The organism is Metapseudomonas otitidis (assembly GCF_011397855.1).
In the GTDB taxonomy this organism is placed as follows: domain Bacteria; phylum Pseudomonadota; class Gammaproteobacteria; order Pseudomonadales; family Pseudomonadaceae; genus Metapseudomonas; species Metapseudomonas otitidis.
On the sequence record NZ_AP022642.1, the window covers coordinates 2604862 to 2624723 of the forward strand.

The 19862-nt window shown below is 69.1% G+C and carries 19 protein-coding genes; 4 read left to right on the forward strand and 15 right to left on the reverse strand.

All coding sequences use genetic code 11. From position 1 onward, the window contains the following. Positions 1-80: 80 nt before the first annotated feature. The 3 genes from PotMrB4_RS12075 to PotMrB4_RS12085 form a co-directional block, all read right to left on the reverse strand. Complete coding sequence (locus tag PotMrB4_RS12075) at positions 81-761, reverse strand: HAD family hydrolase (RefSeq protein WP_172433396.1); 681 nt, start codon at positions 759-761, stop codon at positions 81-83. A gap of 82 nt (positions 762-843) precedes the next feature. Then, positions 844-2700: a sensor domain-containing diguanylate cyclase gene (locus tag PotMrB4_RS12080; RefSeq protein ID WP_172433397.1), complete on the reverse strand. Its 1857-nt coding sequence runs from the start codon at positions 2698-2700 to the stop codon at positions 844-846. A 114-nt stretch (positions 2701-2814) separates the two neighbouring features. After that, positions 2815-3576 (reverse strand): EAL domain-containing protein, encoded by a 762-nt coding sequence (locus tag PotMrB4_RS12085; RefSeq protein WP_142009947.1) that lies wholly within the window; start codon positions 3574-3576, stop codon positions 2815-2817. A gap of 150 nt (positions 3577-3726) precedes the next feature. Here PotMrB4_RS12085 and PotMrB4_RS12090 point away from each other — a divergent pair, with 150 nt between their 5' ends. After that, complete coding sequence (locus PotMrB4_RS12090) at positions 3727-4059, forward strand: four-helix bundle copper-binding protein (RefSeq protein WP_172433398.1); 333 nt, start codon at positions 3727-3729, stop codon at positions 4057-4059. Here the strand turns inward: PotMrB4_RS12090 and PotMrB4_RS12095 are convergent, their stop codons facing one another. Continuing rightward, complete coding sequence (locus tag PotMrB4_RS12095) at positions 4060-5181, reverse strand: lactonase family protein (RefSeq protein WP_172433399.1); 1122 nt, start codon at positions 5179-5181, stop codon at positions 4060-4062. A gap of 2 nt (positions 5182-5183) precedes the next feature. Then, on the reverse strand, positions 5184-7556 hold the full coding sequence (locus tag PotMrB4_RS12100; protein WP_172433400.1) for a glucose/quinate/shikimate family membrane-bound PQQ-dependent dehydrogenase: 2373 nt from the start codon (positions 7554-7556) through the stop codon (positions 5184-5186). Between the two features lie 188 nt (positions 7557-7744). Here PotMrB4_RS12100 and PotMrB4_RS12105 point away from each other — a divergent pair, with 188 nt between their 5' ends. Further along, positions 7745-8149, forward strand: coding sequence for a hypothetical protein (locus PotMrB4_RS12105; RefSeq protein ID WP_074972655.1), 405 nt, complete (start codon positions 7745-7747; stop codon positions 8147-8149). 3 nt (positions 8150-8152) lie between these two features. On the opposite strand, the gene PotMrB4_RS12110 is transcribed toward PotMrB4_RS12105, so the two are convergent. Continuing rightward, entirely contained in the window at positions 8153-8404 is a 252-nt protein-coding gene (locus PotMrB4_RS12110) for a hypothetical protein (protein ID WP_074972657.1), read from the reverse strand. Positions 8405-8571: 167 nt separating this feature from the next. Here PotMrB4_RS12110 and PotMrB4_RS12115 point away from each other — a divergent pair, with 167 nt between their 5' ends. Next, positions 8572-9267, forward strand: a complete 696-nt coding sequence (locus PotMrB4_RS12115) for a dual specificity protein phosphatase family protein (RefSeq protein WP_172433401.1) — start codon at positions 8572-8574, stop codon at positions 9265-9267. A 3-nt stretch (positions 9268-9270) separates the two neighbouring features. Here the strand turns inward: PotMrB4_RS12115 and PotMrB4_RS12120 are convergent, their stop codons facing one another. The 9 genes from PotMrB4_RS12120 to PotMrB4_RS12160 all read right to left on the reverse strand — a co-directional run bounded on the left by PotMrB4_RS12120 (position 9271) and on the right by PotMrB4_RS12160 (position 18181). Further along, positions 9271-9912, reverse strand: coding sequence for a response regulator (locus tag PotMrB4_RS12120; RefSeq protein WP_172433402.1), 642 nt, complete (start codon positions 9910-9912; stop codon positions 9271-9273). Positions 9913-10079: 167 nt separating this feature from the next. Then, on the reverse strand, positions 10080-11162 hold the full coding sequence (locus PotMrB4_RS12125; protein ID WP_172433403.1) for a protein-glutamate methylesterase/protein-glutamine glutaminase: 1083 nt from the start codon (positions 11160-11162) through the stop codon (positions 10080-10082). A gap of 23 nt (positions 11163-11185) precedes the next feature. Beyond that, positions 11186-11995 carry a CheR family methyltransferase gene (locus PotMrB4_RS12130; RefSeq protein ID WP_172433404.1) on the reverse strand — a complete coding sequence of 270 codons (810 nt, stop codon included), beginning with the start codon at positions 11993-11995 and terminating at the stop codon, positions 11186-11188. Then, positions 11995-12504: a chemotaxis protein CheW gene (locus PotMrB4_RS12135; RefSeq protein WP_074972667.1), complete on the reverse strand. Its 510-nt coding sequence runs from the start codon at positions 12502-12504 to the stop codon at positions 11995-11997. Before PotMrB4_RS12135 ends, PotMrB4_RS12130 begins: the two co-directional genes overlap by 1 nt. Positions 12505-12514: 10 nt before the next feature. Further along, positions 12515-14164 (reverse strand): methyl-accepting chemotaxis protein, encoded by a 1650-nt coding sequence (locus tag PotMrB4_RS12140; protein WP_172433405.1) that lies wholly within the window; start codon positions 14162-14164, stop codon positions 12515-12517. A 12-nt stretch (positions 14165-14176) separates the two neighbouring features. Continuing rightward, on the reverse strand, positions 14177-16387 hold the full coding sequence (locus tag PotMrB4_RS12145) for a chemotaxis protein CheA (RefSeq protein WP_172433406.1): 2211 nt from the start codon (positions 16385-16387) through the stop codon (positions 14177-14179). A gap of 12 nt (positions 16388-16399) precedes the next feature. Then, positions 16400-16717, reverse strand: a complete 318-nt coding sequence (locus PotMrB4_RS12150; protein ID WP_172433407.1) for an STAS domain-containing protein — start codon at positions 16715-16717, stop codon at positions 16400-16402. Position 16718: 1 nt separating this feature from the next. Beyond that, positions 16719-17084 carry a response regulator gene (locus PotMrB4_RS12155; RefSeq protein ID WP_044406509.1) on the reverse strand — a complete coding sequence of 122 codons (366 nt, stop codon included), beginning with the start codon at positions 17082-17084 and terminating at the stop codon, positions 16719-16721. 14 nt (positions 17085-17098) lie between these two features. Further along, the gene (locus PotMrB4_RS12160; RefSeq protein WP_172433408.1) at positions 17099-18181 is read right to left on the reverse strand and encodes a methyl-accepting chemotaxis protein; all 1083 of its coding nucleotides are present in this window, start codon (positions 18179-18181) and stop codon (positions 17099-17101) included. Between the two features lie 343 nt (positions 18182-18524). Between PotMrB4_RS12160 and PotMrB4_RS12165 the strand changes: the two genes are divergently transcribed. Further along, complete coding sequence (locus PotMrB4_RS12165; RefSeq protein ID WP_172433409.1) at positions 18525-19778, forward strand: ABC transporter substrate-binding protein; 1254 nt, start codon at positions 18525-18527, stop codon at positions 19776-19778. Positions 19779-19862: the final 84 nt, after the last annotated feature.

The window sequence follows — 19862 nt, forward strand, 5'->3', positions numbered from 1 at the left end:
CCGGACCGGTGCGCCGCGCCGATCGCGGCGTCCTCCAGTTCAGAGCGCAGGGAGTGGAGCTTCGTTCACCTTGCGACGCGTCAGCCGGCTCCGCCCAGCACGCCTTCGCGGCGCAGCAGGTCGAGCACCGCGTGCAGGTCGGGCAGCACGGCCAGGCAACGGCGCCGGGTGTCTTCGGGGGGCTGGGTCATGTCCGGCACCATCAGCGTCGGTACGCCGGCAGCATGGGCGGCGGCCACGCCGGGGATGGAGTCCTCCACCGCCAGGCAGTCCGCCGGGGCCAGGCCCACGCGCTGGGCCGCCAGCAGGTACAGCGCCGGGTCGGGCTTGCCCAGGTCGACGTCGTCGCGGGTCACCACCACGTCGAAGAAGCCGTCGATGCCGCCCAGGGCCAGGTGCTCGTGGGCCGAGCGGCGGTGGGAGGAGGTGGCGATGGCCATCGGCCGGCCGCTCTCGCGCATGGCGCTGAGCAGGGGGACGACGCCGGGCTTGAGCGGCAGGCCGTCCTGCAGCATGAGGGTCTTGTGGCGCAGGTAGGCGGCGCCGAAATCGTTCAGCGGGAAGTCGGCGCCGTAGTGGTCGAACAGGCGCTGGCGGTAGGCCGGCCAGTCGATGCCCACCAGGCCTTCGCACAGCTGTGCGGCGTCCGGCAGGCCCAGGGATTCGAGGGCGTGCAGGGAACAGGCGAGGTTGATGGTCTCGGTGTCCACCAGGGTGCCGTCGAGGTCCAGCAGGAAGCCGGCGATGCGGGTCGGGTCCATCGGCGAGTCTCCTGTGTCGGTGCCGTGGAGGGAGCCCGCATGCTGAACGATCCGCGTGGTGCTGTCGCCTGGTTTCGCGCGGCTAGGTGCCGCTGGCCCAGGCCAGGTCGGCCTTGGCGATGCGGTAGCGGTCGCGCCCCTCTTGCTTGGCCTGGTACATCGCCGCGTCGGCGTCCTTGATCAGCTGGGCGTGGCTGCGCCCGTCGCCGGGGCGGAACAGTGCCACGCCGATGCTCACCTGCACCTCGGCGCTCCGTCCTTCCAGCTGGTAGGGCGTACGGATGGCGGCCAGCACCTTCTCCGCCACGGCATGCACCGCCGGGCGGTCGCCCAGGGGATGGACCAGCAAGGTGAACTCGTCGCCCGCCAGGCGGTAGACCTGGTCGGCGCTGCGCAGGCTGGCGCGCAGGCGACGGGCCACTTCGCGCAGCAGCGCATCGCCAGCGTCGTGGCCGAGGGCATCGTTGACCTGCTTGAAGCCATCCAGGTCGAGGAACATCAGGGCGAAGGCCTCGCCGTGGCGATCGGCACGCGCCATCAGCGCCGGCAGGTGGTCGTACAGCGCGCGGCGGTTGGGCAGGCCGGTGAGCGGGTCCTGCAGAGCCTCGCGGCGCAGGCGGGCTTCGCGCTGCTTGCGCTGGCTGATCTCGTGGAGGAAGGCGTTGAACAGCACCTTGCCGCCGGCCCGCAGGGCGTCGATGTGAACCTCCAGGGGCATCAGGCGGCCGTCCTTGTGCAGGGCGTCCAATTCGATGCGCCGGCCCAGCACCTGGTGCTCGCCGGTGCGCAGGTAATGGCGCAGGCCGTCGAGGTGCGCCTGGCGCATGGGCTCGGGAATGAGCAGGTCGTGCAAGGCCTGGCCGATGGCTTCGTCCCGGGTCCAGCCGAACAGCGCCTCGGCGGCGCGGTTCCAGGCGCTGATGCAGCCCTCGCTGTCCATCGCCACGTAGGCGTCCTGGGTGTGCTCCAGCACCGCGCGCAGCTCCATCTCGCGCTCCGCCAGGGCCTGGGTGCGTTCGTGGACGCGCTGTTCCAGGGTGCGTTGCAGCTCCGCCAGGTGGGCTTCGGTGTGCTTGCGTGCATCGATGTCGTTGATCACCGCGAGGAAGTGCTCCAGGGCGCCACGGCGGTCGAGCTGCTTGGTCACGGTGATGCTCACCCAGATGGGGCGGCCGTCCTTGCGCACGTAGCGCTTCTCCAGCTCGTAGCGGTCGATCTCGCCCCGGATCAGCCGTTCCACCTGGACCAGGTCGGCATCCAGGTCTTCGGGCACGGTGACATCCGCGAAGTTCATGCCGGCCAGCTCCTCGCGGCTGTAGCCGAGCAGCTTGATCAGCGCCTGGTTGACCCGCAGCCAGCGCCCTTCGGGGCTGACCACGGCGAGGCCGGAGCCGACACGCTCGAACAGCATCTCGAAGCGGCCTTCGGCCTCACGGGCCAGGCGCCGCGAGTCGAGGGCCGCCTCGCGCAGGTGGAACTCGCGGGCGACCAGGGCGGCCAGGTCTTCCAGCACCCGGCGCTGTTCGTCGGTGAGCTGCCGGGGGCGGTCGTCGATGGCACACAGGGTGCCCAGGGCGAAGCCCTCGCGGGTGCGGATCGGCGTGCCGGCGTAGAAGCGGATGTGAGGGGCGCCGACAACCAGGGGGTTGTCGCGGAAGCGCACGTCGGTGCGGGCGTCCTCCACCACCAGCGTGCCGCTGCCGCCGATGGCGTGGACGCAGAAGGCGGCGTCGCGCGGCGTCTCCTGCACGTCCAGCCCCACTCGGGACTTGAACCACTGGCGGTGTTCATCCACCAGCGACACCAGGGCGATGGGTACCCCCAGGGTGCTGGCCAGCACGCGGGTGATGCGGTCGAACACCTGCTCCGGCGGTGTGTCGAGGATTTCCAGGCTGCGCAGCAGCTGGAGGCGTTCGGCTTCGTGTTGAACGTTGCTCATGGGTGTCCGGGGTCGCTTGGCCTTGCTACAGCCTAGTAGAGCGTCACCCGGCACCTGTTCATGAAGCCCGGGCCGCGCCCTGGAGGAAGAACTGCTCGGCTTCTGCGCAGCGGGTCAGGCCGCCGGCCACCTCACCTCCGGCAACTGCTCGAACGCCGGTCGGGCGAACAGGAAGCCCTGGTAGAGGTGAACACCCAACGCCCGGAGCTTGGCCAACTCCTCGTCGGTCTCCACCCCCTCGGCGATGACCTCGATGGACAGTGCCTGGCAGACGCCGAGAATGCCCCGGACGATGGCCTCGCGTACCGGGTCCTGGTCGATGTTGCGGATCAGCGCCATGTCCAGCTTGATGATGTCCGGCTGGAACTCGGCCAGCAGGTTGAGGCCGGAATAGCCGGCGCCGAAGTCGTCGATGGCGGTCTTGAAGCCCTGCTTGCGGTACTCGGCGATGATGCTTTTCAGGTGGGCCTTGTCCACCAGCTCCTCGCCCTCGGTGATCTCGAAGATCAGCCGGCTGGTGGGGAAGCCGAAGCGGCGTGCGGCCTCAAGGGTGGCGCGGATGCAGGTGGCAGCCTGGTACACGGCGTTGGGCAGGAAGTTGATGCTGACGAAGCAGGGCACGTCCAGGCGCGCGGCCAGCTCCACCGCCTTCACCCGGCAGGCCTGGTCGAAGGCGTAGCGATTGGCGTCGGTGACCCGCTCCAGCACGCTGCCCGCGCCCTGGCCGTCGAGCCCGCGCACCAGGGCTTCGTAGGCGAACAGGCTGCCGTCGCGCAGGTCCACGATGGGCTGGAACGCCATGCTGAAGTCGAAGTCGAGTGCGTTGCCGTCACGGCAGTGGGCGCAAGGGCTTGGGCGGTCGGTCGGTGTATCCATGCGTGCTCTCCGGAAGGGAAGCGAAGTGTGAATCCCATCACGTCTGAATGCTAGACGCCCGTGGCCACAAACGGCGTGACAGCCGGTCGGCCGACGGGAACCCGGGAGCGTTGCAGACACCGAACCTGTATCGAACCCAGGAGAATGCCCATGGAAACACCACGCGAAGCCTGTCTTGAAGCCTGCCGGGCCTGCATCGAGGCCTGTTCCCGGCTGGTCAGCGAAAGCCGCCTGGACGAAAGCGGCGAGGACCTCGAGCGCTGCGTCGAACTGGGCCGCGAATGCGCGGACACCTGCCTGGTGATGACCGAGCTGGTGACGGCGGAGAGCCCCCAGGCGGCGCCGTTCGGCCACTTCTGCGCGACGCTGTGCCGGCTCTGCGCCCAGGAGTGCCAGCGCCATGACCCGGATTGGTGCCTGGCCTGTGCCGATGCCTGCGAGGCCTGTGCCCGGCTGTGCGGCAGCGTGGCCCGCGCTGCCTGATCAGGGCAGGAAGCGCAAGGTGGCCGGCGCCGGTGTCGGCAGCTGCTGCACCACCTCCTGCAGGCGTCCGCTGGCCGGGTCGCGGCGCAGGACGGTGATGCGGTCGCTGCGCTGGTTGGCCACCAGCAGGAAGCGTCCGTCGGGGGAGAGGGTGAACTCCCTCGGCTCTTCGCCGCCGCTGTCGTGGCGCTGGAGTTCGTCCAGGCCGCCATCTTCGTGCACCCGGTAGGTCACGATCTGGTTGTGTAGCCCGCGCCGGGCCACGTAGAGGAAGCGCCCGTCCTGCGACAGGTGCAGGGCCCCCAGGCGGTTGTCGCCGGCAGCCGGTGCGGGGTCGAGGTCCACCTGCCCACGGTAGGTGAGCCGTGTGCCCTGGCGCTCCAGCAGGGCGACCTGGTTGCCGAGTTCCAGGCTGAGGTAGCCGTGCCGGCCACGGGCGTCGAACACCAGGTGGCGCGGGCCGCTGCCCGTCGGTACGGCCAGGTAGGGGGGATTAGCGGGCGTCAGCGTCGGGCCCTTCGCGGTGCTGCGGTAGTCGAAGGCATACACCCGGTCCGCCCCCAGGTCGGTGACCAGCAGCTGCCGGTCGATGGCCACGGCGGCATGCAGGTGGGAGGAACCCTGGCGCAGCGAACCCGGTTGCTCGAAGGTCTGGCGCCAGCGCTGTCGCACTGGGCCCAGGCGGCCCTCGTCCGATACCGGCAGCAACGACAGGCTGCCGCCGGGCCGGGGTTCGGTGGCGTAGTGGGCGACGAACAGGGCACGGCCATCCTCGCTGAGGCTGGCGTAGGTGGGCTCGGCGCCGCCACTGTCGACGCTGTCGAGCACCGTCAGCTCGCTCCGGGCGCCGATGCCCAGGCTGCTCACGCGCCCCTGGGTTTGCTCGTCGACGGCGAACAGCAGGGGCCGGCCAGGGTCGACCACCAGCCAGGTGGCATTGGCCAGGGGCAGGCGCTGCGCCGGGCTCGCCTCCAGACGGCCCGACTGGGGATCGAAGGCATAGCGCAGCAGGCCCGGGCAGGTGGGGCCGCTGCAGCCCACCACGAGTTGCAGCGGGGCGGGCGGCCGTAGCGTGCAGCCCGTGAGCAAGGCCAGGGCCGCGAGGCCGAGCAGGCGCCCCATGGTCAACGCCGGGGCAGGGCGAAGGCCAGCACGTAGTCGCCCTGGCGGGTGTGCAGCGAGCCGTGGCCGCCGGCCACCACCAGCACGTACTGGCGTCCGTCCTTGCCGGTGTAGGTCATGGGGGTGGCCTGGCCGCCGGCGGGCAGGCGGCCTTGCCACAGCTGCTCCCCGGTACGCAGGTCGTAGGCCCGCAGGTACTGGTCGAGGGTGCCGGCAAGGAAGGCGACGCCCCCGGCGGTGACGATGGGCCCGCCCAGGCTGGGCACGCCCATGGGCAAGGGCAACGGCAGCGGGGAGCTGTCGCGCACGGTGCCGTTCTTGTGCTTCCAGGCGATCTCCAGGGTGGTCAGGTCCAGCCCGGCCACGTAGCCCCAGGGCGGGCTCTGGCAGGGCAGGCCGAGGGGCGAGAGCAGGGGCGCCAGCACGGCGCCGAAGGGCGCGCCGGTGTTGGGTTGCACGCCTTCGATCTCGCTCTTGCGCGCCGGCTCGTCCCGGGCGTGCTCGGCGGGGATCAGCCGGGAGGTGAAGGCCATGTAGTTGGGGTTGAGGAAGGCGACCTGGCGCACCGGGTCGACGGCGATCCCGCCCCAGTCGAACACGCCGAAATTGCCCGGATAGACCAGGCTGCCCTGCTCGGAGGGCGGGGTGTAGATGCCCTCGTAGCGCAGGGAGCGGAACTGGATGCGGCAGAGCATCTGGTCGAACGGTGTACCGCCCCACATGTCCCGCTCGCGCAGGGGCGGCGGCATCAGGTTGAGGGCCGACATGGGCTGGGTGAGGGCAGTGAAGTCGCCCTTGGCGGCGCCCTGGGGCACCGGGGTTTCCTTCACCGGGACGATGGGCTGGCCGGTGCGTCGGTCGAGCACATAGAGGCTGCCCTGCTTGGTGGAGGCGATCAGCGCCGGGCGCGGGGCGTCGCCGGGCTTCTGCCCCGGCAGGTCCACCAGGGTCGGTTGGCCGCCGACGTCCATGTCCCAGAGGTCGTGGTGGGTCATCTGGAAGGTCCAGCGCACCTTGCCGGTGGCGATCTCCAGGGCGGTGACGCCGGCGCTGTAGGTCTCGGAGGCCGGGGTGCGGCGGCCGCCCCACTGGTCCGGCGTCTGGTTGCCCATGGGCAGGTAGAGCAGGCCCAGTTCCTCGTCCAGGCTCATGACCGACCACATGTTCGGCGAGTTGCGGGTGTAGGTGCGGCCCTCGGCCAGCGGCGCGGTGTCGTCGGGGTTGCCCGGGTCCCAGTTCCACACCAGGTGGCCGTCGCGCACGTCGTAGGCGCGGATCACGCCGGAGGGTTCGTCCTCGGAGACGTTGTCGGTCACGTGCCCGCCGATGATCACCAGGTCGCGGCTGACGCCGGGCGGCGAGGTGGAGTAGTAGCCGCCGGGGGTGAAGCTGCCGATGCCTTGGGTGAGGTCGATGGAGCCCTTGTCGCCGAACGCCTCGCAGGGCTTGCCGTCGTCGGCGTCCAGGGCCATCAGGCGGGTGTCGGCGGTGGGCAGGAACAGCCGGCGTTCGCAGCGCTGGCCGCTGCCGGGGGTGTCCTGCTGGTGGTAGGCGACGCCGCGACAGGTCATGTGAGCCCAGCCCTTGAAGCTGTCGGCGTCCTGGGTGCTGATCTTCGGATCGAAGCGCCAGATCTCCCGGCCGCTGTCCGGGTCGAGGGCGATCACCTGGCTGTGGGGTGTGCACACGTAGAGCAGGCCGTTGGCCTTCAGCGGGGTGTTCTCGGCGGTGGTCTCCTGCGGGTCGTCGGGGCCGGGCAGGTCGCCGGTGCGGTAGCTCCAGGCCAGCTCCAGCTGGTCGACGTTCTCCGGGGTGATCTGGTCCAGGGGCGAATATCGGTCGCCGGCGTTGCTGCGACCGTAGGCCTGCCAGTCTCCGGCGGGCTGGGCAGGCGGCGTCGCCGTGGCGCTGGCCGGCGCCGCGCGGTCGATCATGCCGGGGAAGCGATGCGGCTCGGTGAATTGCGCGGCCAGCGCCGTGCCCCCGGCCAGCACCAGGGCCACCAGCAGGGCGTTGGCCGGCAGGCGCCCGGCATCCGCCAGGCTGTTGCGCACCCAGGGCAGCCAGAGCACCAGGCCGACGACGAACCACAGCGCCAGGCGCGGCACCAGTTGCCACCAGTCAAGGCGTACTTCCCACCAGGCCCATACAGTGGAGCCCGCCAGCACAGCGGCGAATACCAGCAGCGCCTGGCCACGATGGGTGAGCAGCAGCAGGGCGCTGGCGCCCACGCCGAGCCCGGCCAGCAGGTAGTACCAGGAGCCGCCGAGGCCGATGAGCTGGCCGCCACCCACCACCAGCGCAATGGCCATGGCCAGCAGGGCGACGCCCAGAATACGAGGGAGCAGGGCATTGCGGGCGTGGGGGGTGTGCATGGGGCCTCCGGTTCATCGACGGGACCCGGCCTGGCTGCCGGGCGGTGATGAAAGATCGAACCCCGGAGGCGGGATTGGTTCAGGCCGGTTGAGCAGAAGGGGCCCGCAAGCGGGCGGCACATATATTTACTGAACCGGGGAGGGCGCTGCGCCTCTCACCCAGGTAGGGACCTCACGAGGGGCACATCATGGACACGATCTTCGCATTCCTGCTCGGGCTGTTCGGTGCCGGCGACAACGCCGCCGAGGCCCAGGCAACCCCGAGCCTGCCGGCGCCCATCAGCGAGCAGCAATGGCGGGCCGACTACAACCGCGCGCTGACCCTGCCGGCGATCCGTTATTCCTCGTCGAACCAGGTGACCATCATCAAGAACGAGCGCGACGGCACCGTGTACCTGTTCACCACCCAGCGCCACCCGGCACACCCGGCGGTGATCGAGCGGCGCCTGGTGGACGGCCTGCGCTACCGCAGCAGCGGTCGCTACGCAGGGGACGGCGAGGCCTATGCGGCGTGGCTGGAGAAGTACCGGCGTTTCGACGACCGCCCCTACACCTCGATGTCGCTCAACACCGAACTGTCAGCGGTGGAGTAGGGCTCAACCCTGGCGGAAGGCGATGCCTCGGCGGGTGAGGGTGATGGCCCGTGCATCGACAAGCAGGCGACCCTGGGCGTCACAGGTGTCGGACCAGTCGAGCTGGGCGTGGATGAGGCCGAGTTCATCGAGGTCGCGCAGGCCGATCAGCACCCGCTGGGGGTCGCCGTCGAGGTGGCGGGCATCGCGAGGGTGTTCCTCGCTGAGTTGGTCGATCAGGGCACGCAGGAGCTGGGTACGGCTTTGTATATCCATGGACTGATAGGGCGCAGTCGGATTTATGCGTAGGGATTCTAGACCAGCCACCCCCCTCCGTGGCACCCATCGGTCCGCAGGTGGGTCAACGTTTTTTTCACGATCTTTTGATGGGCGCTTTACGGCCCATTGGCCAGTCTGTGCGCGACCTGAACGAGGAAGCGCCCATGTCCCGAGGCCCCCGCTTCTCCCTCACCTTCGCCGCCGTGGCAGCGCTCCTGCTGCTCTGCGTCACCGCCGCCCAGGCCCGTACGCTATCCCTGGACACCCCCGGCAGCCCGATCCCCGGCCCCACCTGGGCCACCCCGGTGAACCCGGCGATCAACCTCTACCGCATGACCCCGACCCTCTACCGCAGCGCCTTGCCGAGCCGTGGCGACCTGCCCCAGCTCAATGGCCTGGGGGTGCGTACGGTGATCAGCTTCATCAAGGACGACGACCGCGAATGGCTGGGCGACAGCCCGGTGGAGCGGGTGAGCATCCCGCTGCACGCCGACCGGGTCAGCGATGACGACGTGCTGCAGGTGATGCGCGTGGTGCAGCAGGCCGAAGGCCGTGGCCCGGTGCTGATGCACTGCAAGCACGGGCGTGACCGCACCGGGCTGATGGCGGCCATGTACCGCATCCTGCTGCAGGGCTGGAGCCGCAACCAGGCGCTGGAAGAGATGCGTGCCGGCGGCTTCGGCGACCCGATGGACATGGAGGATGCGATTGCCTACGTGAACCGCGCCGACATCGACGGCTTGCGCCAGGCGCTCTCCAGCGGTGCCTGCAGCACCCGCGCCCTGGCCACCTGCCAGGTGGGGCAGTGGTGGCGGCAGACCTTCGGGCTCGCCCAACAGGGCGACACCCAGGTGCAGTGAGGGTCAGTCGTCCGCCCGGATGATGCCCTTGCGCACCGCGTAGAGGACCAGCCCGGGCACATCGTGGATGTCCAGGCGCTTCATGATCTGCGCCCGGTGCGCCTCCACCGTCTTCACGCTCAGACCCAGCCCGTCGGCGATGGCCCGGGTCGAGGCGCCCCGGCAGATCAGCCGGAGGATCTCCACCTGGCGCTGGGTCAGCTCGGCGTCCACCTCGTCTTGGGTCGCCAGGGCCTGTTCGATCACCGGTTGCGCCACGGCGGAACTCAGGTAGCACTGGCCCCGGTCCACGGCCTTCAGGGCCATGTGCAGTTCGGACATGGCCGCATCCTTGAGCAGGTAACCGCAGGCGCCCTTCTTCAGGGCGGACAGCACCAGCTCCGCCTCGGCGTGCATCGAGAGCATCAACACGCGGGATTCCGGCACCTGGTGGCCCAGGCGCTGCAGGGCTTCGAGGCCGTCGAGGCCCTGCATGGAGATGTCCAGGAGGATGATGTCGGGTCGCAGCCGCTCGGCCATGGCGACGGCCTGTTCGCCATCCTCCGCTTCGCCGACGACTTCGTAGCCTTCCAGTTCGTTGACCATGGCGCGGACACCCACGCGGATCAGGGCGTGGTCGTCGGCCAATAGCAGTCGACAGGTCATGGGCGCTCCTTGCTCATTGCGAGACTCGGGTACTCCAGACGTGCGGCGTGCCCTGAAAAAGGGCAGGCCGTACAGCTACGGAGTAGCACCGATCGCAAAAGTTCGCCTCTTTGGTCCGGACGAACGGTAGCAACCGGCCATCATCGATGGCCGGGGAGCGGAAGGCCCTAGCGTGCGCTTTCTTGAGCGCGGGCGCTGGGCTGACCGCGGGCGTACTGCACTATCACTTCCGACAGACGGCCGAGCGGTTCCGTCACCTGGGCCGCGCCCATGCGCAGCGCCTCCTTGGGCATGCCGAACACCACGCAGCTGGCCTCGTCCTGGGCCACGGTGCGGGCGCCGGCCTCGCGCATGGCCAGCAGGCCACGGGCGCCGTCGTCGCCCATGCCGGTCATGATCACGCCCATGGCGTTGTGCCCGGCGTGGCGCGCCACCGAGCGGAACAGCACGTCCACCGAAGGTCGGTGGCGGTTCACCGGCGGGCCGTCGAGCACCTCCACCAGGTACTGGGCACCGCTGCGCTTGAGCTGCATGTGCTTGCCCCCGGGGGCCACCAGCGCCAGCCCCGGGCGCACCCGATCCATGTGTTTTGCCTCCCGCACGTCGATGGCGCAGATGCTGTCCAGACGCTGGGCGAAGGCGGCGGTGAACTTCTCCGGCATGTGCTGGACGATGACGATCCCCGGGCAGTCCACCGGCAGTTGGCGCAGCACCACTTCCAGGGCCTGGGTGCCACCGGTGGAGGTGCCCAGTGCCACCACTCGGTCGGTGGTGGACAGGGCGGTGGGACGGGGAGCGGGCGCCTCCTTGGGAGGGGCGGCGGCCGGCACGGCGGTGCTGGGCATGGCATGCGGGCGGCTGCGGGCGGCGGCCTCGATCTGCCGGATCAACTCGCCGGACATCTGCTGCAGGCTGTCCTTCAGCCCCTGCCGGGCCTTGGTGAACACCCCCACGGCACCGGCGGCGAGGGCATCCAGGGTCACCGCCGCGCCTTTCTCGGTCAGGGTCGAGCAGATGATCGCCGGGGTCGGGCGCTCGGCCATGATCTTGCGCAGGAAGGTGATGCCGTCCATGCGTGGCATCTCCACGTCCAGCACCAGCACGTCGGGCCATTGCTTGCGCATCTTGTCCAGGGCGAACAGCGGGTCGGCGGCCTGGCCGATCACCTGGATGCCAGGGTGGCTGTCGAGGCAAGCGGTGAGCACCTGGCGCACCAGGGCCGAGTCATCGACGATGAAAACCTTGATCATGGCGGCGTTCCCCCTGGCCGGATTCATGTGCGTTGGTAGACCGAGGGGCGGACCGCCCGCAGCGGCAGCTTGAAGCCGTGCAGGCTTTCGGCGTGGCCGATGAAGAACAGGCCCTCCGGGCGCAAGCGCTCCACCAGCCGCTCGACGATGCCGCGCTTCTCGTCCTGGCCGAAGTAGATCAGCACGTTGCGCAGGAAGATCACGTCGAAGGGGCCGATCTCCCGGGGGATCGGCCGGGTCAGGTTGAGCTCGGCGAACATCACCCGATGACGCAGCGCCTGGCTGATGCGGAACAGCCCGGCGCTTTCCTCCACGCCGCGCAGGCAGTGGCGCTGCAGCCAGCCGGGGGGGAAGTGCTCGGCCTGCTCCATGGGGTAGGTGGCGCTGCGGGCCTTTTCCAGCATGCGCAGGCTGAGGTCGCTGGCGAAGATGGACCAGTCCTTGGTCCGGGCATGTTCGGCGAGGGTCATCGCCATGCTGAAGGCCTCCTGGCCGGATGAGCTGGCCGCACTCCACAGGTGCAGCGGCTTGCGCTGGTGGGCGGCCCATTCGCCGAGCATCTTGAAGTGCTGCGGCTCGCGGAAGAAATAGGTCTCGTTGGTGGTCAGCAGGTCCACCACCAGGCGTCGCTCGTCCTGGTTGGCGGGGTCGCCGAGCAGGCGCAGGTAATCGGTGAAGGTGCCCGCGCCCACCGCCCGCAGCCGGCCCATCAGGCGGCCGGCCATGAGGATGCGCTTCTGGTCGGTCATGTGGATGCCCGAAGCCTCCAGCATCAGCTGTTGCAACTGCCGGAAGTCGGCGTCGCTGAGCTTGGGCAGGTGCTGGTGGGGCATCAGCCGGCCTGCTGGGCGAGGCTCAACTGGCGGATGTCCTCCAGCGACAGCACGCGCCGCACGTCGAGAATGATGGTGAAGCCGCGCTCGTCCCGCGCCATCCCGGCGATGAAGTCGGTGCGGATGCCGGCGCCGAAGGGGGGCGCCTGCTCCACCTGGTCGGGCTCGATGTCCAGCACCGCGTCCACCGCGTCCACCACCAGGCCGATGCGCTGGTGCTGTTCGTCCAGGTCCAGCTCGATGATGACGATGCAGGTACGCTTGTTCGGCACGCTCAGGTCCTGGCCGAAGCGCGCTGCCAGGTCCATCACCGGCACCACGTTGCCGCGCAGGTTGATCACCCCGTGGATGAAGACCGGCATCATCGGCACGGTGGTGACCTGGCCGTATTCGATGATCTCCCGCACCAGGTCGATGGGCAGCGCGTAGCGCGCGTCACGCACCCGGAACGACAGGTGCTGCACGCTTTCCTCCGCCTCGCTGGCCAGGACTGCCTGGAGTTCGCTCATGCCGTCCCCCTCAGTTGAAGTTCACGAAGTGGCCTTCGTCGGCCACCGGCTGGGGCTTGCGGGCCACGGCAGTGGTCGGCCGGCGCAATTCGCGCACGGCGGCGGCAGGGCGCTCGGCCCGTGTCGGCGCCGCCGACCGCGCAGCGTTGGCTTCGAGGCGGAAGTAGTTGATCAGCTCCAGCAGCTGCCCGGCCTGGGCGTTCATCTCTTCGGCGGTGGCGGCCAGCTCCTCGGAGGCGGAGGCGTTCTGCTGGGTGATCTGGTTCATCTGGCCCATGGCGATGTTGATCTGCGACGCGCCGGTGCTCTGCTCGCGGGAGGCGGCGGTGATCTCCTGCACCAGGTCGGAGGTCTTCTGGATGTTCGGCACGATCTCGTCCAGCAGGTGCCCGGCCTGCTCGGCCAGTTGCACGCTGTTGCTGGCCACGCCGCCGATCTCCTGGGCGGCCACCTGGCTGCGTTCGGCGAGCTTGCGCACCTCGGCGGCGACCACCGCGAAGCCCTTGCCGTGGTCCCCGGCGCGGGCGGCTTCGATGGCGGCGTTGAGGGCCAGCAGGTTGGTCTGGTAGGCGATGTCGTCGATGATGCCGATCTTGTTGGCGATCTGTTTCATCGCCTGAACCATCTCGCCCACCGCCTGGCCACCCTGCACGGCGTCGTTGGCGGCCTTGCCGGCGATGCCGTCGGTGATCTGCGCGCTCTCGGTGTTCTGCGCGATGGAGGCGGACATCTGCTCCACCGAGGCCGTGGTTTCCTCGACGCTGGCGGCCTGTTCGGTGGCGGCCTGGCTGAGGGACTGGGAGGTGGCACTGACTTCCTCGGAGGCCGAGGACAGCGAGTCGGCGGCGCTGCGCACGTCGCTGATGACGGTGCGCAGGCGCTCGGTCATGTGCTGCATGGAGGCCAGCAGGCGGCCGGTCTCGTCGCGGCTGTCCACCTCGATCTCGGTGGACAGGTCACCCTCGGCCAGGTTGTCGGCCACCGCCACCGCGCGATTCAGCGGGCGGGTGATGGAGCGGGTGACGAAGATGCCGATGGCGAAACCGAGCACCGCGGCGATGGCCATCAGGGTGATCAACTGGGTGCGCGAGCCGAGGTAGATCTCGGTGATGGCGTCGTTGGCTTCCTTGGCGCGGGCGTCCTTCTGGTCGACCAGGTCAGTGAGCAGCTTGTCGGCCGCATTGCCGTGCTGGCGCAGCTCGGGCATCAGCGCGGTCAGCTCGGTGGCCTCCGCCAGCGGCGCATTGCGGTTCAGGGCCAGCATGCGCCGCACCACATCCTCGTACTCGTTCAGGCTCGCCTCCATCTGCGCCAGCTTGGCGATGGACTGTTCGCTCTTGAAGCTGTCGCGGGCCTTGTCGAGGTTCTGGTGCAGGCTTTTCAGCGAGCTTTCCACCTGGTCAGCGGTGCGCTGGCGGTCGTCCTGGGTGGTGGCCAGCAGGTTGCTGCGCAAGTGACGGCCTGTGTAGATGAGGTCCATGTTGGCTTTCATCATGGTCTTCAGCGCGCCGACCTCGCCGAGGTACATCTTGTCAGTGAGGTCGTTGACCTTGGACAGGTTGACGATACCCAGCCCACCCACCGCGGCGGTGAGCAGCACCACCAGGGAGAAGCCGGCGATCAGCCGGACCCCGATTTTCATGTTGCGGACGAATTGCATGGTGAGGCTCTCCTACTGGCCCGCGAGATCGGGCCGTGCTGGTACGGGATTGGCGAGGGCGCGCGGTTCTGCGTCCGCGTTCTGTTGCAGGTGCTGGAGCAGGCTGGCGATGTCGAGGATCAGCGCCACCTGGCCGGAGCCGAGGATGGTGGAGCCGCTGATGCCCCGCAGGTGTTCGAAGAGCAGGCCGAGGGGCTTGATCACCGTCTGCAGCTCGCCGTGCAGCTCGTCGACGATCAGACCGGCCTGGCGCCGCCCGAGGCTGACCACCACGATGTTGCGGCGACCGTGGGGGCTGCTCGGCAGATCGAAGTGGGCGGCCAGGTCGATGCAGGGCAGCGGGCGGCCGCGCAGTTCGATGTGGCCGTAGGCACGGCGGCCGAGGCGCGTCTCGTCCAGCTCCAGGCACTCGGTGACCAGGTTCAGCGGCACCACGAAATGCTCGCCGCCCAGGCTCACCAGGAAGCCGTCGATGATGGCCAGGGTCAGCGGCAGGCGGATGCGGAAGACGCAGCCCTGGCCGGGCCGCGAGTCGATCTCGATGCTGCCGCGCAGGGCCTCGATGGCGCTGCGCACCACGTCCATGCCCACACCCCGGCCGGAGAGGTCGGAGACGTTATCGGCGGTGGAGAAGCCGGCGGCGAAGATCAGCCGCTGCACCTCGTGTTCCGGCGGGTTGGCCTGCGGGTCCAGCAGGCCGCGCTCGATGGCCTTCTCGCGGATACGCGCGGTGTTCAGCCCGCGCCCGTCGTCGCTGACCTCGATGACGATCATCCCGGACTCGTGGAAGGCGTTCAGGCCCAGGTGACCCTCGGCGCTCTTGCCGGCGGCCAGGCGCTGTTCGGCGGGTTCGATGCCGTGGTCGATGGCGTTGCGCACCAGGTGGGTAAGGGGATCGGCGAGCTTGTCGATCACCGTCTTGTCCAGCTCGGTATCGGCGCCGCTGATCTCCAGGCGAATGTCCTTGCCCAGTTGCTGGCTGACGTCGCGCACCACCCGGTGGAAGCGGTTGAAGGTGTCGCCGATCTCGATCATGCGCAGCTTCAGCGCTGCCTCGCGGATCTGCTCCACGCGCTGGTTCACCGTCTGGGCGCTCTCCTGGCACAGCGGGTTGCCATGCTCCTGGGCCTGCATGCGGGCGGCGGCGGCGCTGATCACCAGCTCGCCCACCAGGTTGATCAGTTCGTCGAGCTTGTGGGCTGCCACCTTCACCAAGGTGCTTTCGGTATTCGGCGCACGGCGCTCGCCGTCGCGGCGGCTCTTCTGCTGGCGGGCGAGGGCGGCGTCCACCGCCTGGGGCGCCACCAGGCCCTGTTCCACCAGCACCGCGCCCAGGGGCGGTTTCTCCGCCGGGGCGCTGGCCTGGACGGCGAGGCCCTGCTGCAGTTCGTGTTCGGTGAGCAGGCCGGCGGCGACGAGGATGCCGCCGATGCGCTCGTCGGCTTCCGGCAGGGCCTGGATCAGCCGCAGGCAATCGTCCAGGGTGCTGGCCGGCGGCAGCATGCGCAGGGTGCAGAAGTCGCGGATGAACTCGAAGACGTCCTCGATCTCGGCCTTGCTCGCCGGGGTGTCCAGGTCGATCTCCAGGCCCAGGTAGCAGGTTTCCGGGTCCATCTCGGCGAAGGGCGGCAGGCTGTCGTCGAGCACTTCCAGGCTGGTGACCGTGCCCAGGCGCCCCAGGTACTGGATGAACGACATCGGGTCGAAACCATTGCGCAGCAGGTCGCCGTCGAAGCGCAGCGACAGGTGCCAGGCGCCGCTGCCGCGCTCTTCCTGGGCGGCTGCCGGCGCTTCGTGCGTCTCGGGTGCGCTGGCCAGGGGCTCGCCCAGGTGCGCCGCCAGGGCGGCCAGCAGCTCGGCCTGGTGCGCTTCGTCCACCGGCAACTCGCCGGTCTCCGCGTCGATCAGGGCGATCATCGAGACGATCTCGTCGAGGCAGCGCAGCATCAGCGAGACCAGCGACGGCTCCAGGCGGCGCTGGCCGTCGCGCACCGCCATCAGCAGGTTTTCCAGGTGGTGGGTGAAGCTGGCCAGCGGGGTCAGGGAGAACAGCCCGGCCGAGCCCTTGAGGGTGTGCATGGCGCGGAACAGGCCGTTGATGGCTTCGGCGTCGTCGGGCTGCTGGTCCAGCTGCAGCAGGTATTCCTCGGCCTGCTGGCTGAGGTCGCGGGCTTCCTCGATGAACCCCTGCAGCAGCTGGCTCCACTGGTCTCCGTTGAGCATGGCGGTCTCCGCTCAGGCCGTGGGTGTGGCGGCGGCCGGGAGCAGGTGCTCCAGACGCAGCAGGGTGATGAGTTCCAGGGGGCCGCCCTGGATACCTTCCATGACCAGCATGGCGCCGTTGCCGAGCACCTGCCGGCGCAGCGCCAGCAGCAGTTGCAGGCCGGCGCTGTCGAGGTCCTCCAGGGCGTGCAGGTCCAGCCGCCAGGGCTGGTCGGCCGCCTGCTCGGCCAGCCGCGCGGTCAGCTCGGCGTGGGCGTCGGCCACCTCGTAGATGGTCAGGCTGCCCTCCAGTTCGAGGTGCCCCGGGGCTTTCACATGGACCGTGAGCATCTCAACCCACCAGCTTCTCGACGGCGGCCAGCAGCTGTTGCGGCTGGAACGGCTTGACGATCCAGGCGCGGGCGCCGGCGGCCTGGCCTTCGGCCTTCTTCGCCTGCTCGCTCTCGGTGGTGAGCATGACGATGGGGGTGAAGCGGTAGTCCTTGCTGTTCTTGATCTCCTTCACCAGGCTGATGCCGTCCAGGTTGGGCATGTTCACGTCGCTGATGATGAGGTTGATCTTCTGCCCGTTGAGCTTGGTCAGGGCGTCGCGGCCGTCGACGGCTTCGATGACCTGGTGGCCGGCGCCGCCCAGGGTCATCTTCACCAGCTGTCGCATCGAGGATGAGTCGTCGACGATGAGGATGGTCTTGCTCATGTGTGGCTCCCGGATCAGAAAAAGGTGACTTCGTTGTCGGCCGGCTTGGCGCGCCGGCCGGTGCGTTCTTCGTCGGTGGTGAACTGCCGGCGCAGCTCGGCCAGCCAGCGATGGGGCTCGCCGAGGATCGGGTCCTGGCTCTGCACGGCCTGGCGCAGGCGCTCGATGTCGTGCTGCAGGTGGTCGAGCATCTGGTCGGTGCGGTCCTGGAACTGCATGCCGACGATGATCTGCTGGATGTCGCCCTGGGTGGTGCGGGCGTCCTGCTGCAGGGCGATGGCGCTCTCAGCCAGCTCGTCGAGGTTGGCGCCCAGGTCCTTCATGATTTCCCCGGCCACCTGGTCCAGGTAGCGCAGGTTGTTTTCCTCGCTGTTGGACAGCTCGGCGGCGGCGTTGACCGTGCCGCGGATGGCCTGGTTGATCTCGCCGACCTTCTCCACCATGCGCTGGCCGGTCTCGGCGGAGAGGCTGGAGAGCTTGCGCACCTCGTCGGCCACCACCGAGAAGCCACGCCCGTAGTCACCGGCGCGAGCGGCCTCGATGGCGGCGTTGAGGGCCAGCAGGTTGGTCTGGCTGGCGATGTCCTGGACGTGCTTGGACATGCTCTGCAGCTCGGTGGCGTAGCTGTCCAGGTGGCCGATGGTGTTGAGCAGTTCGGTCTTGCGATCGGCGGATTTGTGGAAGGCGGTGGTGACCTCGTCCAGGCGCTGCTGGGCATGGCGCAGGTTGTCGGCGACGCCGGAGCCGCCCACCACGTTCTCCGAGCGTTGCAGCGTCTGGTCCAGGCGCTGGGCGAGGCTGGAGAAGTGCTGGAACAGCTGGCCGATGTTGCTGGACACCAGCTCGCGCACCTGGCCGAGGTTCTGCCCCCAGGCTGGCAGCACGCTGGTCAGCAGCGGCACGCAATCGGCCTGCACCGGCGCGCTCGGCAGGTCATCCAGCTGAGGGGCGCGAGTCGGCGGCGCACTGCGTGGACGCAAGGCAACGGCGGCGACCGCCGCCAGGGCCAGGCCGGCTCCGGTGACCCAGGGCTGGCCGAGTCCGAGGCCGGCGAAGCCGAGGAGGAGGGCGAGGCAGAGGAGGGAGTAGGCCAGCACGGGACACGTCCTGTGAGATGCGGATTGAGCGCAAAGATAGGTCGCGCCTGGGGGGCTCGATATAGGGATTCCCCCTAGGGCCCCTAGGGGTGCTGGCAGGGAGCGGGGCACCCGGTCGCGTACCGACGGGCGCCAGGGGAGGGGCCGTGGAGGTGCGGCGCTTCTGTGTCGGGTTGCGGATTTTGCCAAGCCGGTCAGGCGTTTGCGTTCACACGGCGCTTTGTAACGGCCCCGTGACCATCGACAATCCCTTTGTTACCCAGGGCCTTTCGGGGCGTGTTTAGACTGCTGGTCAGCGCAAGCACCGACTTGCATGACCAATAAGAACAACAAGGTATTGCCCATGAATGCTCTGTCTCGCCTGACTGCTGTCATCTCCCTCGCTTCGTTGTTCCCCCTGTCCGCCCTCGCCGGCGAAGTGGAAGTCCTGCACTGGTGGACCTCCGGCGGCGAAAAGCGCGCGGCCGACACCCTGAAGAAGCTCGTCGAAGAGAAAGGCCACACCTGGAAGGACTTCGCCGTCGCCGGTGGCGGTGGCGAGGCGGCCATGACGGTGCTGAAGACCCGCGCCGTGTCCGGCAACCCGCCCTCGGCGGCGCAGATCAAGGGCCCCGACATCCAGGAATGGGGCGAGCTGGGCCTGCTCACCGAGATGGACGAGGTGGCCGAGGAGGGCAAGTGGGACACGCTGCTGCCCAAGCAGGTGGCCAGCATCATGAAGTACGACGGCCACTACGTGGCGGTGCCGGTGAACGTGCACCGGGTCAACTGGCTGTGGATCAACCCCGAGGTGTTCAAGAAGGCCGGCGCCACGCCGCCCACCACCCTCGACGAGTTCTTCGCCGCCGCGGACAAGCTCAAGGCCGCCGGCTTCATCCCCGTCGCCCACGGCGGCCAGCCCTGGCAGGACGGCACCGTGTTCGAGGACCTGGTGTTCGCCATCCTCGGCCCCGAGGGCTACCACAAGGCCTTCGTCGAGCAGGACAAGGCGACCCTCACCGGCGAGCCCATGGTCCAGGCCTTCGCCGCGCTGAAGAAGCTGCGCGGCTACATCGACGCCGACGCCGCCGGCCGTGACTGGAACAGCGCCACTGGCCTGGTGATCAACGGCAAGGCCGGCATGCAGATCATGGGCGACTGGGCCAAGAGCGAGTGGACTGCCGCCGGCAAGGTGGCGGGCAAGGACTACCAGTGCCTGCCGTTCCCCGGCACCCAGGGCAGCTTCGCCTACAACATCGACTCCCTGGCCATGTTCAAGCTGAGCGATGCGGAGAACCGCAAGGCCCAGAACGACCTGGCGCGGACGGTGATGGAGCCGCAGTTCCAGCAGTTCTTCAACCAGGAGAAGGGCTCGATCCCGGTGCGCCTGGACCAGGACATGTCCAGCTTCGACGCCTGCGCCCAGCAGTCCATGAAGGACTTCAAGGCCGCCGCTGCCGGCAACGGCCTGCAGCCCAGCCTGTCCCACGGCATGGCCGCCTCCAGCTACGTGCAGGGCGCGGTGTTCGACGTGGTGACCAACTTCTTCAACGACCCCGCCGCCGACCCGAAGAAGGCCGCCCAGCAACTGGCTGCCGCGATCCAGGCCGTCCAGTAACCGCCGACTGACCCGCCCACGGCGCAGGCCCCGCTGCCTGCGCTGCAGGCCCGGCCGTGCCGAATTTCCCGCGCCTCAGCGCGC

What these genes read in the sequence shown, in the direction of transcription:
- PotMrB4_RS12085 (WP_142009947.1), bottom strand. Translation starts at nt 3,576, where the DNA reads ATGGATACACCGACCGACCGCCCAAGCCCTTGCGCCCACTGCCGTGAC.
- PotMrB4_RS12165 (WP_172433409.1), top strand. Translation starts at nt 18,525, where the DNA reads ATGAATGCTCTGTCTCGCCTGACTGCTGTCATCTCCCTCGCTTCGTTG.
- PotMrB4_RS12115 (WP_172433401.1), top strand. Translation starts at nt 8,572, where the DNA reads ATGTCCCGAGGCCCCCGCTTCTCCCTCACCTTCGCCGCCGTGGCAGCG.
- PotMrB4_RS12075 (WP_172433396.1), bottom strand. Translation starts at nt 761, where the DNA reads ATGGACCCGACCCGCATCGCCGGCTTCCTGCTGGACCTCGACGGCACC.
- PotMrB4_RS12155 (WP_044406509.1), bottom strand. Translation starts at nt 17,084, where the DNA reads ATGAGCAAGACCATCCTCATCGTCGACGACTCATCCTCGATGCGACAG.
- PotMrB4_RS12105 (WP_074972655.1), top strand. Translation starts at nt 7,745, where the DNA reads ATGGACACGATCTTCGCATTCCTGCTCGGGCTGTTCGGTGCCGGCGAC.
- PotMrB4_RS12080 (WP_172433397.1), bottom strand. Translation starts at nt 2,700, where the DNA reads ATGAGCAACGTTCAACACGAAGCCGAACGCCTCCAGCTGCTGCGCAGC.
- PotMrB4_RS12145 (WP_172433406.1), bottom strand. Translation starts at nt 16,387, where the DNA reads ATGCTCAACGGAGACCAGTGGAGCCAGCTGCTGCAGGGGTTCATCGAG.
- PotMrB4_RS12090 (WP_172433398.1), top strand. Translation starts at nt 3,727, where the DNA reads ATGGAAACACCACGCGAAGCCTGTCTTGAAGCCTGCCGGGCCTGCATC.
- PotMrB4_RS12100 (WP_172433400.1), bottom strand. Translation starts at nt 7,556, where the DNA reads ATGCACACCCCCCACGCCCGCAATGCCCTGCTCCCTCGTATTCTGGGC.
- PotMrB4_RS12110 (WP_074972657.1), bottom strand. Translation starts at nt 8,404, where the DNA reads ATGGATATACAAAGCCGTACCCAGCTCCTGCGTGCCCTGATCGACCAA.
- PotMrB4_RS12125 (WP_172433403.1), bottom strand. Translation starts at nt 11,162, where the DNA reads ATGATCAAGGTTTTCATCGTCGATGACTCGGCCCTGGTGCGCCAGGTG.
- PotMrB4_RS12140 (WP_172433405.1), bottom strand. Translation starts at nt 14,164, where the DNA reads ATGCAATTCGTCCGCAACATGAAAATCGGGGTCCGGCTGATCGCCGGC.
- PotMrB4_RS12095 (WP_172433399.1), bottom strand. Translation starts at nt 5,181, where the DNA reads ATGGGGCGCCTGCTCGGCCTCGCGGCCCTGGCCTTGCTCACGGGCTGC.
- PotMrB4_RS12135 (WP_074972667.1), bottom strand. Translation starts at nt 12,504, where the DNA reads ATGAGCGAACTCCAGGCAGTCCTGGCCAGCGAGGCGGAGGAAAGCGTG.
- PotMrB4_RS12130 (WP_172433404.1), bottom strand. Translation starts at nt 11,995, where the DNA reads ATGCCCCACCAGCACCTGCCCAAGCTCAGCGACGCCGACTTCCGGCAG.
- PotMrB4_RS12150 (WP_172433407.1), bottom strand. Translation starts at nt 16,717, where the DNA reads ATGCTCACGGTCCATGTGAAAGCCCCGGGGCACCTCGAACTGGAGGGC.
- PotMrB4_RS12120 (WP_172433402.1), bottom strand. Translation starts at nt 9,912, where the DNA reads ATGACCTGTCGACTGCTATTGGCCGACGACCACGCCCTGATCCGCGTG.